Consider the following 13,943-nt stretch of genomic DNA (forward strand, 5'->3'; position numbering starts at 1 on the left):
ATCAATCCACAGAACTCCATTTATATCCGAGGCCCCAGACCGTTTTCAAATGTTGATCTGCTGGAAAACCGGCATGACGCAATTTCTCTCTAATATTTCGAATATGGGAATCGATTGTCCGATCTTCCGTATCCGTTTTAAATCCCCATATGGTCGAAAGGAGGTGGTCTCTGGAATACACTTGATCTGGGGATTTCAAAAACAAGCACAACAGTGAGAACTCTTTTGGTGTTAATGGAATCGTTTTGGTATCATAATGTGCTTCATAAGCGGATTCATTTAATTGTAGCCCCCTAAAGATCACATGATCATCCTGTTTATGCACTCGCCGCGTGACCGCTTCGATTCTGGCAAGTAAAACATCTTCATTAAAGGGTTTCGTAATATAATCGTCTGCGCCCTTTTTCAACCCTTTCACCATTTCTTGTGCAGCATCCCGGGCTGTGAGCATGATTATGGGAATATTGGAAAAGGCACGGATCCTTTCGCACGTTTCCCACCCATCCATCTCAGGCATCATTATATCAAGAAGTACTATGTCCGCATGTTTATGCCTTAAGAACTGTATGGCTTCATATCCAGATTTAATCTTCATGCATGTATATCCGTGAGGTTTCATGTATAGCTCTAATAGATCAAGCATTCTCTGTTCATCATCAACCAGAACTACTGTCTTCATTTGTTATCTCCTTAAATGTGATAGCGAAGCACGTTCCTTGCTTCAAGTTGCTTTTAACCGAAATGGTTCCACCTTGTATCTCCACTAATTGCTTGACGATGGAGAGCCCCAATCCGAATCCACCGGTATCTCTGGCGCGTGATTTCTCGACACGATATAAACGATCAAAGATATGGGGGAAATCTTCAGGGGGAATGCCAATCCCTTGATCGATTATGGAGATGGAAATCCTGCCAAGGCATTCAGTGGCTTTGATGGTGGTGACTGTATATTCGTTCGAGTACTTCAGCGCATTATCCAGCAGGTTAAGAATGACTTGCTCAAACCGTGAGGGATCTATATCTATAAATAAATCATCCTTACATTCCAGATTCAATTGAATTCTTTCATTTGTAAAAGCCGGTAAAACTTTTTCGTGAATGTTTCGCAGGAATGAAGAGAGCTGGACGGTTTCTTTTGATATGGTGAATGTATTTAGATCCATTCTAGCCATATTGAATAGTTCGTCCAATAATCTGTTTACTCGTTCGGATTCATCATGGATGATCTCTAAGTATCGTGATCGTTCTGATTCATCCAAATCTTTTCGTCGGGCAACATCAGCATATCCCTTTATATAAGTTAGCGGCGTGCGCAGTTCATGAGAAATACTTGCCAAAAATTCATTGCGTTCCTTCTTTAAATAGTTCAATTCATCAGCCAAGCTTTGAATGGATTGGGCAAGCTCCCCAAGTTCATCATGAGATCGTACTGGCACAGCCACTGAAAAATTACCTTTGCTGAGCTTGGTTGTCGCTTCCTTCATCGATATCAGTGGCCTGGTTAAAGCCTTTGATAGAAAATAAATGATGACAAGCATGAAGAAAAGGAGCAAAGCAGTCGCAAGAAGGAAATGCCTATTCAATTGTGCGATTAAATCCTTTACTTCTCTTGTATCTTTGAACATATAAACATAGCCTTTGTTTTCTTCACCGCTGATAAATGGCGTAACGGTGGCTATATATCTTTCATCCTTCCAACCCGATTGGATGATCAGACCTTTTCGGGGTACCTGCGGGAGGTTTTTAGCTAAGATTTTTTTCATTCCCCCATTTGCCTTTTCGGAAGATATCAGAATATCTCCTCTTGTATCCGTAATCACGACATCTGTATCGGTATGCGATTCCATCAGGCCGATATGCTGAAGGGTTGAGCCGGAATATGTAATTTCCAACACATCACGATGACTATTGCCACGGGCCTTCAGTGACTCCAATTCCTGATTGACACGGGAATGTATCACTTTATTATGTAAGTAAACCATGGAAACGGTTTCCATCAAAAAAATGCATACAAATATAGATAGTCCGAGTTTAAATGAGATTTTCAGGAGCATCACCTTCTTATAGAATAAAGTCAGTTTAGCGAAAAAATATGAAGAAAGTATGCAGTTTTTTCAATTTCTGCGCATCTTCTTAAACAATAATACGGTTTTCAAACGGAACAAGCCAATAAATTGGCGAGGTCATCAGTTTCATGCTGGAGGGAGGGGTTACGTGTTAACGACTTCAAGATGTTTCGGATTGCATCGCGTTGTTATTTAAAAAATAGATGCTTATTCGTTACTTGAATTTAAATATACTGGTCTTATTTTAATCACCTATAACAATATGAAATTACCAGGAAATTGGGCAGTTTTTTTAATTTAGTTCATTCGAAATATTTTGTATTAAGGAAACATTTTGTCATAAGCGAATACTATGTAAAAAAGGAGTTGAACCATATGAATTGTACAAACCGTACGCAGAAAAAAATAATCGCTTATTCCGCATTATTCAAAAAAATGGGCATTCTAAATGATGAGGAATACAAAAACATCGCAAAGACTTTTCAAACAAAGGATTGAGGAAGTGTCCATTGGATCTATTCATAAACTTTCATCCTGCATTAAACGGTCTGTAAAACCCCCTCCTAACAATTTAAATCGAATGCGGAGGGGGAATGCAGTCTGGCAGGAACTCATTTGCTCCCATATTTACGGATGATGATGATTCCCTTACTGTCTCTCCTAAGGGGTGTCGCTGATGCCGTCAATTTGTCCCGCTCTGATTCCTATCGGATTTCATCTGTTTAAAGGCTTCACTTTTGACCATACAACTGGCGAAATGATGTATCCTAAGTTAAAAACTACATATATGATGGACCTTCATGTGCAAAATGGGCAGGGTATTTTGGCTATCGCTTAATTTCTGCCGTTATAATGGAGGTTAAAAGGTGAAAAGGAAGATTGTTGTGATCCGATGGTGTTCTCTGCGATAATGGAATAAAGAAATAGAAAAGGAGTTACGTAGGATGGCAGAGGACTTTAAGATTCCCAGCTTGAAAGTTGATGAGATCGATAAGAAAATCATATCGGTTTTACATGAAGATGCGCGAATTTCGTATACCGACTTAGCGAAGAAAGTGGAGCTCTCCCGGGTTGCGGTTCAGATGAGAATCAATCATCTTGTTGAAAACGGTGTGATCGAGAGGTTCACTGCGGTCATAAATCCAGCTAAGGTCGGCATCCATGTTTCGGCATTCTTTAACGTTGAGGTTGAGCCTAAATATCTGGAATCGGTTGCGCAGCAATTGGAAAGTGAACCGGCTGTAACGAGTTTATATCATATGACCGGCCCGAGTAAACTCCATATGCATGGAATCTTTACTGATAACCAGGAGATGGAACGTTTTCTCAATGAGAAGCTGTATGCGGTCGTCGGTGTTGTCAGCGTTGATTGCCAAATTCTCATTAAACGTTATAAAAGCCGGATGGGCATGAAGCTTTAAATGAAAAAATCCCCCTATAAAGGTGGATTTTTTATTATTATGTGAGCGGGATGATAAAGCCGCCGTACGCAAAGGCAAGAATGATTACGAAGGCGGGGTGGATCTTGAATTTACCTAGGGCCAAAAAGGCCAATCCAGCGATGACGATTGAATGGATGTAGCCGATGGAACCGACGGCATCCTTGGCCATATTCCAGGTGAGCAATAACATCATGATCGCAATCACGGGCTGTACTAGCAGGGACATGCCTTTTACGATAGGCGATTGCTTGTATTTTCGCAGGATTTTTAATAAATATATCAATGCCACGGCTGAAGGGATGACCGTGCCTGCCAATGCGGCTAGAAATCCTGGCCAGCCATATACATCATATCCGACATATGCAGCTATTTTCGTGGCGATCGGTCCTGGGAGTGAATTTCCTAACGCAAGCATTTGTGAGAACTCGGTATTATCAAGCCAGCCATAACGGGTGACGATTTGATCATACATAAGCGGAATAGAGGCTGGACCTCCGCCGTAACCAAGAATATTCGCGATGAAAAACGCTAGAAAAACAGCAACTCCTATTGGGATAATAAAACCCATTAAGCGGATTCCTCCTTCCTGCTAACCTTTTTATTTTTCAATCTTTCCTTTAATTTAAAATGGAACGCCCCATATAAAAGGAAAATCATAATGACGATACCCGGATGCAGGGAAATGACCTGCAGAAGCAAAAAGGAAATCCCAAAAAAGGTGATTCCGAGCACCTTTCCTAACCCTTTTACCGCCTTTTCGCCAAACTCATAAGCCATTTGACCAAGCATGACAGCAACAACCGGCATTACAGCAGCGATCATATTACTGATCATTGCCGAATTACTTAAAACATTAATGAATGCAATCAAGAAAACCATCGCAATGCATGAAGGTAAAACGTGAGCGGCCACGCTGACGATGGCTCCAGGCCAGCCTTTTAATTTATAACCAAGATATGCTGCCATCTTAGTGGCAATAGGTCCTGGGAGTGTATTGGCAATCGCCAAAGTGTCACCGAATTCATCATCGTCGAGCCAGTGATAACGGGAAACTGCTTCGTGGCGGATGAGCGGGATGACAGATGGCCCGCCGCCGAAACCTAAAATCCCCGTTCTCATCATCCCAATCGTCAATTCCGAATATGGATTTTTCAAGAACGATTCCTCCTTGGTTTTAAAATTTAGAATTCTTTTCCATGATTATGAATTAATGATAACAAAAATACTTTCGAAATGTACATGAAATTATAATGATAATTACGTAATGAATGTATAAAAGGTATTTTTCAATGAAATAGGTTGAAGGAAATGAAAATATACATCTTTTTGTCTAATCAAATAAAAATTGGATTGCTTTAGAAAAACAAGGCTCTTTGCGTAAAGATTGTTGTTTTTTAAAACGAAACGATTTAAGGTTGATTGGAGCGCAAGTGCGAGACTCTTGCGGGAGCAGCGGGACAGGTGAGACCCCACAGGCGTTTACGCCGAGGAGGCTCACCGCCCGCCCCGCGGAAAGCGAGCATCTGGAGGGGAAATCAACCACACCGCATTACTTGGTAAATGGCAACAAAGTATGCGAAAATAGCCAAAAACAAAGAAGTAAAAACACAAAAAGTACCCTATAGGCAGACCTTTTTAAAGTGACTGCTTTATAGGGTACTTTTTAAAATATAACTTTAATAAACTTTTTAATGTGTGTTATTCTTCCCGAATGACTAATAACACACCAATAAAAATTAATATTGTACCTATCCAAAAAGACAGCCGATTTGTTCACCTAGTATTAACCAACCTAAAAAAGTACCCACTATAGGTTGTAAAAAGAAAAATAATCCCCCACTTGATGCGGTAAGCATTGCAGTCGGAGATTCCACAATAAAAAGGCACATGCTGTGGAAATGATGCCCAAGTATAAAAGGCCGCCCCATTTGGATGGATGCATGATTGCTTGAAAATCAAGCTCATCTAATCGACTAATCATAATAGGTGTTAAACAGACAATTGCCACAAGCACTGCATAGGTCGTTATAACAATTTGTGAATATTGCCCAGGTATACGTTTAGTAGGTATTTATAAAACCAACAAATAATAGTTTTAGACACAACGTACCGTTGGAAAACAACTCCCTAGAAAATCTTCTTTACACATTGAAGCCAATTTATCCTTCGTGATTGCAAAAGGATGTAGAAACTATAACTAGAAACCCCACCAGTCGCTAGTAGGAAAAGGAGGGGTTTTGTCAGGTGTTTAAAGCTTTAGATACTGTCTTGATTGACGAATGATCTTTGCCTTTATTTTAGATAAGATTGAAAAATGGATTCTAGTTGGAATGAAAAGAGGAATTTATAGGGTAGGGAAGCAAATGGTGCAGTAATGGTGTTAGTCAAATTGCGGCAGCGGTAATGATGTAAGAAAGAAAAACGTGGATTAGGATTAAAAGGCTCCCTTGAAGAGTTTAATCCTAATCCACCATTAAGTTAAAATTTTTAGTGCATGACCTTTCCGGAAGCATCACAATCGGTTATATTTTCGTTCGATTTTCCTGAACTCATCTGATAATTCAAATAAGGTGTGTAATACTGCGGTTTGAATATATAGATTCATATAATTATCATTGCTCTTCTTTTGAAAGGATAAATCATGTTTTTCATTAATTTTCCGAGTTATACATTCATTAATTTCGCTCCACATTTCTTTTGTTCCTTCTTTAATTTTAGTCTCCATAATCTCCCACTCCTTTTTTATTAGTTTATCCAATCTATTACATTCTTATACTTATTTTTTGGACAAGCTGGTAACTTTTTTATCAAAATTAATATCTACTGTTTCCGTAGATAAGGAGAGAGATGCGACAATAGGGTTAGTCCACAATTACTTTTTTGTAGAAATGAATATCCTCCAATGGATGATGACTTCTCCTTATTTTTCGAGTTTGTTCTCAAACAGCAGGATACCCCAAGGGAGATGTATCGCATCTCTTCTCTAAAATTTCTTTAATTGGACCAAATTCTGGAGTGATGTATTGTACAAATGACAGGAGTTTGGAATAATTAGCATAAATATTAAAGAAAATTTAAACCTTTATCGATGCAGTCCATGAATAGGAGATTGTTATGTTTAAAATTATGATAATTGAAGATGATGAAAAAATTAGGAAAATAGTGGCTGATACCCTAACGAAGTGGAGATATGAAGTTGTGGAGGTTATGGAGTTTGACCACATTTTAGATGATTTTGATAAATCCCAGCCTGATTTAGTACTATTGGATATAAACTTGCCAACCTTTGATGGCTTTTATTGGTGTCAGCAAATTCGTGCAATCTCAAGTGTCCCCATACTGTTCCTTTCCTCTCGAAATCAAAACATGGACATCATCATGGCCATTAATATGGGAGGGGATGATTTTATCCAGAAGCCATTTGATTTAGATGTTCTTATAGCAAAAATCAGTGCATTGTTACGCCGGAATTATACTTATCAAAATGGACAAAACCTAAAATTAACCCACCGGAACTTGTCTTTGAATGTAACAAACTCAACTATCCAATTTGAGGAACAATCCATTGAACTTTCACGTAATGAGTTTATCATTTTGCAATTGATGATGCGCAAAATAGGGAAAATCGTATCCAGGGATGACTTGATGCAAGCTCTTTGGAATGATGAACAGTTTGTCGATGATAATACACTGACTGTTAATGTAAATCGTTTAAGGCGTAAGATCTCTGGAATTGGATTAGAAGACTTTATTGTGACGCGTAAAGGAATGGGGTATCTGATCGAATGAGGTTCATGCAATTTTTAAAACATGAGAAGCCTTATATTTTTTTAGTCATTTTTGTCTTTTGTATGGTTTCTGCCGTTTTTTACACTGATCCCAATATGACATGGAACAAGAACACTTTTCTATATGCTGGGGTATTGACTCTTTTCGTATTGATTATTTTCTTTTTGTACCGGTATCAGCAAAATTTACGCGCGATCCGGGCCAGGGGTGACGAAGATCATGAGAACCTTTCTTTAGAGGCAGCCTCGTTACAGCAGTTGATTGAAGAGAAGGAAAGGGAACAAATAAGGTCTCTCAATCTGATTCATGAGAAACAAAACGAGTATTACGATTTTATTGTATCGTGGTTTCATGAAATTAAAACACCCATCTCAGTGCTGCGATTGATGCAGCAGACTGAGATCGATGCCAAGAGCCTTCATGATGAGGTATCAAGGATAGAGCATTATGTGGATCAAGCACTTTATTATGCAAAGTTGGATAACTTCAACCAAGACTATGACATCAAGAATTGCGATTTGGGCCAATTGGTGAAAGAGGTCATAAAAACTCATTCCAAAACATTTATTTCCAAGAAAATCCGCCTGTCGTTACAGGTAGAAACTACCACAATCCAAAGTGACCCCAAATGGCTACAATTTATCCTGAATCAATTAATTTCAAATTGCTTGAAGTATACGGAAGAAGAAGGGGAAATAAAGATTGAGACAGGTTCTGATTTAAAAGAAAAGCAGCTGATTATTAGAGATAATGGAATTGGTATAGAAAAGACCGATTTACCACGGATATTCAATAGGGGTTTTACAGGATCAAACGGGCGTACCTTCACAAAATCCACAGGGATGGGGTTATATTTAGCACAGCAGTTATCCAATAAACTTGGTCACTATATCACGTGCAACTCTGAAACAGGTTTGTATACCGAATTTATCATGCACTTTCCCAAAAATGTCGATCCCTATTTCATTATGCAAAAAAACGCAATGAGACCTTGATGAAGGCCATTGCGTTTTTTAATTAATATTTCTGATTTACGATTTTGTAGTAGAGATTCGCAGAAGACAGATAAAACAATACATAAATCACAAAGTATATAGCATAGATGAACCAGAGCATCGAAGTAAGCTGCGGAAAATCTTGTACTGAATCAAGGATATAGTATTTTAAGATGAGCCAGCTGTGCAAAATGCCTAAAACTAGTGGAGGGAAGAAAACAAAAAGAAGTTGTTTACGAATCACGCTTTTCAATTCACGGTCTGCGGTACCAATCTTTCTCAGAATGGAATACTGTCTCTGTTCTTCCGTTGCTTCTCGCAATTGTTTAAAGTAAATAACGCTTGCCAATGCAAACAGTGCAATGACAGCCAGGAAAGCAGCTGCAAATAACATTAAAGATGAACCTTCTATTTGCTTTGAATACACATCAGCAAACGAAGAATAATATGTGTCGGGTTCCTTCGTAACAATGGCATGTATTTCACTTGATAAGGATTCGGCCTGCTTCTCATTTTCGATTTCATAAATTTCAAAAGGGATCGATTTGGCTGTGCTTTTTAAGTTTTGATAAGCTTCATCTGAAATAATCAGGACTGCGGGCTTTAATAACATGGATTGAACAGGGTCGCTGGCCCAGCCTATTAATGCGTAATCTTTCTTCTCTACTAGTTTTAGAGTGATATCTTCATTTACATTCACTTTAAAACGTGGCAGCTGATCGGAGGGGAATGATTTTGGGGAATCTGTTCCTTGTGACAGAGATACAGCTTCCATATCTTCTAAATGGATTTCCTCCTGATTTCCACGCAGTGAGATGATTTCGTTATATGCTTTTTCTGGGAAAAGAAAAACGTCCTTTGAAAAATACTCAGGGTTCTCAAAAGCAAGGTCCATGTTTGTATTTGGCTTACCTATTAAGGCTTCCAAAGTTTTGTGATACTCTATTGGATGATCGGAATTTTTTATCTTGGCATCAATTTTATCGTTTGTTTCCTTATCCAATGACTGGAACGCAATATCATTCGGTAAATTCCTGCCGACAGCTTCAAACTGGACAGCGTAATTGATCGAAACGAATCCTATCAAGAAAATAATGGTCGCACTGAACAAAGAGATGAAGGTAAGGTTTAACGTATTCGACCTTATTTGGAAGCGCAATGACGAGATCCACAATACCCGATTGCCTTCATGGAAATTATGCTTATGGCTGATCTGTTGCAGCAGCCAGCCGGAGAACTGTCGGAAGAACAAATACGTTCCACCGATCATGCCGACTGTGACAGCAATCATGGAAAAAGTTGTGTAGTCTTTCCATATGCTTGATTCTTTGCCCCGGCTGATCAGAAAGAATTCCGTTGCTAATAACACTAACGACAAAGCTGCCATAATGAACGAAGAAGGTATGGGTTTTTCCATTTTTTCTTTGGCATGAAACAACTCCACGAGTTGTACGCGACTGATCATGAAGAAACTTTGGATACTTGCAATGATCGCTAACAAGAGAAACAGGATGATTGTCGAGCCGATCGCTTGATAAGGAAAATTTAGCGTAATGACATTATCGTATTGCATTAAGTTCATTAATGCCATACCGAAAAACTTGGACAGTAGACCGCCAAGAAGTATTCCAATTACAAGCGAGAATGAACCAATGATCAAATTTTCCACGAAAACCATTCGTGTAATCTGGCTTTCTTTCATACCTAGAAGCAAATAGAGACCAAATTCCTTTTTTCTTTGCTTCATGAAGAAAGAGTTGGCATAAAGAATAAAGAAAATGATAAAGAGGAAGATGACCACTGAGGCAATCGACACCCCCGTTTGAAAACTCTCCTTATTTTTGAGTACATCCAATATATCCCGGTTATACATCAGTGATGAGAAGGTGAAATGGATCATGACACCAGTAATCATGGCGAACAGATAAATCGTATAAACACGGAAATTACGCTGAACGTTCCGCAACGTTATATTCAGTAAGTTCACCTTTGATTACCTCCCATGGCACTCTGGATGTGAAGGATTCGATCAAAAAAGTCGCTTTGACTTTGGTCACCTTTATAAAGCTCGTTTACGATTCCCCCATCACGCAAGAAGATAACCCTTTTACAAAAGCTTGCTGCATAGGAGTCGTGTGTAATCATGAGAATGGTCGTTTGAAATGTTTCATTTAAGCTCGCTAACTGTTCCAATAATTGCGTTGCTGATCTGGAATCAAGAGCGCCTGTAGGTTCATCTGCAAAGACAATCGCAGGATTTGTAATAATGGCACGCGCAGATGATGCCCGTTGTTTCTGACCACCAGAAACTTCTGTGGGGTATTTATCCTGAATTTCTTCAATATTCAATGCCTGGATGACTGGTCTTAAACGTCTTTCCATCTCATCCGCAGAAAATTTCCTTAATGAAAGGGGCAGAAGAATATTCTCTTTAATCGTTAAAGTATCAAGCAAGTTGTAATCTTGAAAGATGAAACCCATTCGTTCTTGGCGGAATGTGCGCAATGCTTTTTTGTTTAAATCCAACAGAGCCTGTTCTTCAAGCCAGACTTCACCGCCGGAAAATTTATCAATCGTCGATAGCACATTCATCAGTGTTGTTTTTCCTGAACCGGAAGGCCCCATAATTGCCGTAAATTCACCCGAGGTTATGGTCAAATCAATATTCTTTAAAACCTGTGTCTTTCCATAGGATTTAGATAAGTTTTTAGTTTGTAATACTTTTTTCAACGTAAATCTCCTCCTCATGTTACATACTATAAAATTCATCCCTTTCCCCACCATAGATGTAACAGGAAGTAAGATTACAATTTTGTCACATTACAATTTAAATAGGTAAAATAAAAGTGAATAGTGAAGGTAATAATGGAATTCACTAAATCAATTATGCATTTTCAGCAACTTAGTGGCAACAAGTTGAATATAACCGAATTCTTCTTCAGGGAAAGGGCCAGAGTGGTTGCATAAGATCAAAAGGTGCTGGAGCGGCTAATGATCAATTAAAGGAATTTGATGAAAGATAAGGAATAAAAACGAAATAATCTACAGAAAATACTTCTATTAACTACAAAATAGGAGTGTATATATGGAACAAACACTTTATGAAAAAGTTGGCGGAGAAGAAGCGATAGCAAAAGTTGTGGACTATTTTTACTCCGAGTTGGTTCTTAAGGATGATACAGTCAATCATTTTTTTGAAAAGACGGATATGGAAAAACAACGCCGTCATCAGACGAAATTTATTAGTTTTGCATTAGGTGGTCCAAAACAATATTCTGGACAATCCATGGAAAAAGCTCACCATGGATTGAATCTGCAACCAGCCCATTTTGATGCCATTGTAAAACATCTAAACGATGCACTTGCTCACTTTGGAGTGAATGAAGCCGACATAGATACAGCTTTAACTAAAGTTGCTTCATTAAGAGATGATATCTTGTATAAATAAACGATATTTAGCTAAAAGGTACTTTCCTTCAGGAGCTGACTGGCAGCTCCTTTTCTTATGGAAGAAAAGGGAGTTCCATAGGGGGATTATTATCATAAAATGAAGAACTACGTGAACCAAGGGTACTAAAGCAAATAATAGATAATTTATTCAAAGAGAAGGTACATCAATTAGTATTTATGATGAACAACTAGTAAATAATTCTTATTAAGCTAACAGGTTCTTTACCTCATTATCAGGAGCTGATCAGCAGCTTTATGCAAATAAAGGGGAAGGATAGTTGAAAAAGGTATTTATTGTTCAGATAGAGAATAGCATTCGGTATGGGCTGATTTTTAAGGATTAAACAAACTTAATATCAGGAGGGAAAAATGGTTGATTATAGTCATGAGAAACAACATCTGAAAAAACTCAGGACTTTTATTTATATCACTATAGCATTAATTTTTTCAATGATATTTATATTTATTAGCATTTTTCTTTTGTATTTTTCTATGTCAAGCATTTTAGACGTTGTGTATTTTCCACCTAAACTAGCGATTTTTTCATTCATGATTTCTATTGTATTCTCTGTTTTGGCTATAAAAAATCTCTTTGGAAAGATATTGTTAGTGTTAAATATATTTCTAATGCTATTAATGATTTTTTATGGAACATAAATATATACAAAAAGACTAACTTAGGATGTAATAGTGTGGCTGTTGTTTAGACAGCCTTTTTCTTTATGCAAATAAAGGGGCAGGTTAGTTGAAGAAGAAATGATAATAGTGAGGATGTTATTGGTTGAATTTATAGAATTGTATAAAGAAATTTCATTGCATCTTTACTGTTATCAAAGAATATTATTTAGTTATAGATAATATGTAATATTTTACCAATAACGAGTGTGTTCAGATGCAAATTGAAGGTAATTATATAAGAAATAAGGTGAGTGAATGACCAGTTGGAAGAATCCTATTCTTTTAATATCAGGAATAGGGGTTTCATATTTAGGGAATTGGATTTACTTAATTGCACTTAATATTTCGATATTAAACTTAACTGGCTCTGCAACAGCAGTTGCGGGGCTCTATATTATAAGGCCTATTGCCGTATTAATTACTAATACGTGGTCTGGGAGTGTGATTGATCGTGTTAATAAACGAAGATTAATGATATCTATTGATATTATAAGAGGTGTCTTAGTATTTGTGATTCCTTTTATATCATCATTATGGACTATATATACAGTCCTTTTATTAATTAATATTGCCGGTTCATTCTTTGGTCCAAGCTCATCCGTTTACATAACAAAGCTGGTACCTCCTGTAAATCGAAAAAGATTTAATTCGATTATGAGTTTGGCCAGCTCCGGTGCATTTTTATTAGGCCCAGCTATTTCAGGGATCCTTATTATGTATGCAGGGACAGAATTATGCATTGTTATTAATGCGATTACTTTTATAATTTGTGCATTTTTCATCTATCTTCTTCCTGACGTTGATGAAGATTTAGATAATATAAGAGAACCAGTTCAGTGGAAAATTCTCATAAACGACTGGAAAGAAGTTAGGGAATTTACTAAGGTTGCAAAGTTCTTTGTATCCGTTTACTTATTGTTTCAATGTGCAATGCTAATTGGCTTTGCACTAGATTCACAAGAGGTTACTTTTATTAAACAGCACTTGGAGTTGTCTGATAGTGATTATGGCTTAATTGTAAGTATTACTGGTATTGGGGCGTTGGGAGGAGCTACTGTCGCCGCCGTTGTATCTAAGAAGTTGCAACTAAGGTTATTTATAGGTGCCGGAATGTTACTGACATCAATAGGATATGTTTTGTTTTATGCATCTTTTAACTTTTTAACCGCAACATTGTCTTTTATATTTTTAGGCTTCTTTATGGCATTTGCGAATGCAGGATATGCTACCTTTTTTCAAAGTAATGTACCAGTAGCAATTATGGGAAGGTTCGGTAGTATTGCAGATATGGTGCAAGGTATGATTCAAATTGGATTGACACTGCTCTTAGGGTTAACAATAGAATGGTTTTCATTACAAGTTGTTTGTATAATTTTTTCTATTGTCGGAGCAATTTTTGCAACCGTACTTTTCATTACAGTATTTATTCCTTCAAAGGCTGGTTATTTTGAAGAAAGTAAAAAATTTATTTCTGGTTAAAGAGCAATACTTAAAATATCTTAAAGAACTAACAGGTGCTTTAT

Annotated in this window: 13 protein-coding genes and 1 pseudogene; 6 read left to right on the forward strand and 8 right to left on the reverse strand. The window is 37.6% G+C overall.

The window, feature by feature from the left end:
* Position 1: 1 nt before the first annotated feature.
* Positions 2–679 (reverse strand): response regulator transcription factor, encoded by a 678-nt coding sequence (locus QNH43_RS04790; protein WP_283916991.1) that lies wholly within the window; start codon positions 677–679, stop codon positions 2–4.
* On the reverse strand, positions 657–1,982 hold the full coding sequence (locus QNH43_RS04795; RefSeq protein WP_283916992.1) for a HAMP domain-containing sensor histidine kinase: 1,326 nt from the start codon (positions 1,980–1,982) through the stop codon (positions 657–659). The genes QNH43_RS04790 and QNH43_RS04795 overlap by 23 nt, the downstream gene beginning before the upstream one ends.
* Positions 1,983–2,742: 760 nt before the next feature.
* On the opposite strand from QNH43_RS04795, the gene QNH43_RS04800 reads away from it, so the two are divergent.
* Both QNH43_RS04800 and QNH43_RS04805 read left to right on the forward strand, forming a co-directional pair.
* Positions 2,743–2,904: a hypothetical protein gene (locus QNH43_RS04800; protein WP_283916993.1), complete on the forward strand. Its 162-nt coding sequence runs from the start codon at positions 2,743–2,745 to the stop codon at positions 2,902–2,904.
* Positions 2,905–3,010: 106 nt separating this feature from the next.
* A complete protein-coding gene (locus QNH43_RS04805; protein ID WP_034315019.1) occupies positions 3,011–3,487 on the forward strand; it encodes a chromate efflux transcriptional regulator ChrS in 477 nt (158 codons plus the stop codon).
* Positions 3,488–3,524: 37 nt separating this feature from the next.
* On the opposite strand, the gene QNH43_RS04810 is transcribed toward QNH43_RS04805, so the two are convergent.
* From QNH43_RS04810 to QNH43_RS04825, 4 genes and pseudogenes are all read right to left on the reverse strand, one after another.
* Positions 3,525–4,076: a chromate efflux transporter ChrA gene (locus QNH43_RS04810; protein WP_283916994.1), complete on the reverse strand. Its 552-nt coding sequence runs from the start codon at positions 4,074–4,076 to the stop codon at positions 3,525–3,527.
* A complete protein-coding gene (locus QNH43_RS04815; protein WP_283916995.1) occupies positions 4,076–4,663 on the reverse strand; it encodes a chromate efflux transporter ChrB in 588 nt (195 codons plus the stop codon). Before QNH43_RS04815 ends, QNH43_RS04810 begins: the two co-directional genes overlap by 1 nt.
* Before the next feature lie 543 nt (positions 4,664–5,206).
* Positions 5,207–5,570 (reverse strand): annotated as a pseudogene (locus tag QNH43_RS04820) (DMT family transporter); the annotation flags it as partial.
* A gap of 450 nt (positions 5,571–6,020) precedes the next feature.
* Positions 6,021–6,233 carry a hypothetical protein gene (locus tag QNH43_RS04825; RefSeq protein ID WP_061461893.1) on the reverse strand — a complete coding sequence of 71 codons (213 nt, stop codon included), beginning with the start codon at positions 6,231–6,233 and terminating at the stop codon, positions 6,021–6,023.
* 389 nt (positions 6,234–6,622) lie between these two features.
* Here QNH43_RS04825 and QNH43_RS04830 point away from each other — a divergent pair, with 389 nt between their 5' ends.
* Positions 6,623–7,297, forward strand: a complete 675-nt coding sequence (locus QNH43_RS04830) for a response regulator transcription factor (RefSeq protein ID WP_283916996.1) — start codon at positions 6,623–6,625, stop codon at positions 7,295–7,297.
* Complete coding sequence (locus QNH43_RS04835; protein ID WP_283916997.1) at positions 7,294–8,292, forward strand: sensor histidine kinase; 999 nt, start codon at positions 7,294–7,296, stop codon at positions 8,290–8,292. Before QNH43_RS04830 ends, QNH43_RS04835 begins: the two co-directional genes overlap by 4 nt.
* A 22-nt stretch (positions 8,293–8,314) precedes the next feature.
* On the opposite strand, the gene QNH43_RS04840 is transcribed toward QNH43_RS04835, so the two are convergent.
* Positions 8,315–10,279 (reverse strand): ABC transporter permease, encoded by a 1,965-nt coding sequence (locus QNH43_RS04840; RefSeq protein ID WP_283916998.1) that lies wholly within the window; start codon positions 10,277–10,279, stop codon positions 8,315–8,317.
* Positions 10,276–11,022: an ABC transporter ATP-binding protein gene (locus QNH43_RS04845; protein WP_283916999.1), complete on the reverse strand. Its 747-nt coding sequence runs from the start codon at positions 11,020–11,022 to the stop codon at positions 10,276–10,278. The genes QNH43_RS04840 and QNH43_RS04845 overlap by 4 nt, the downstream gene beginning before the upstream one ends.
* A 355-nt stretch (positions 11,023–11,377) precedes the next feature.
* Between QNH43_RS04845 and QNH43_RS04850 the strand changes: the two genes are divergently transcribed.
* Together QNH43_RS04850 and QNH43_RS04855 are read left to right on the forward strand one after the other, a co-directional pair.
* On the forward strand, positions 11,378–11,740 hold the full coding sequence (locus QNH43_RS04850; protein WP_283917000.1) for a group I truncated hemoglobin: 363 nt from the start codon (positions 11,378–11,380) through the stop codon (positions 11,738–11,740).
* Between the two features lie 935 nt (positions 11,741–12,675).
* Complete coding sequence (locus QNH43_RS04855) at positions 12,676–13,899, forward strand: MFS transporter (protein WP_283917001.1); 1,224 nt, start codon at positions 12,676–12,678, stop codon at positions 13,897–13,899.
* Positions 13,900–13,943 lie beyond the last annotated feature (44 nt).

The sequence above is a fragment of the Peribacillus simplex genome (genome assembly GCF_030123325.1).
GTDB classification, from domain to species: Bacteria; Bacillota; Bacilli; order Bacillales; family DSM-1321; genus Peribacillus; species Peribacillus simplex_D.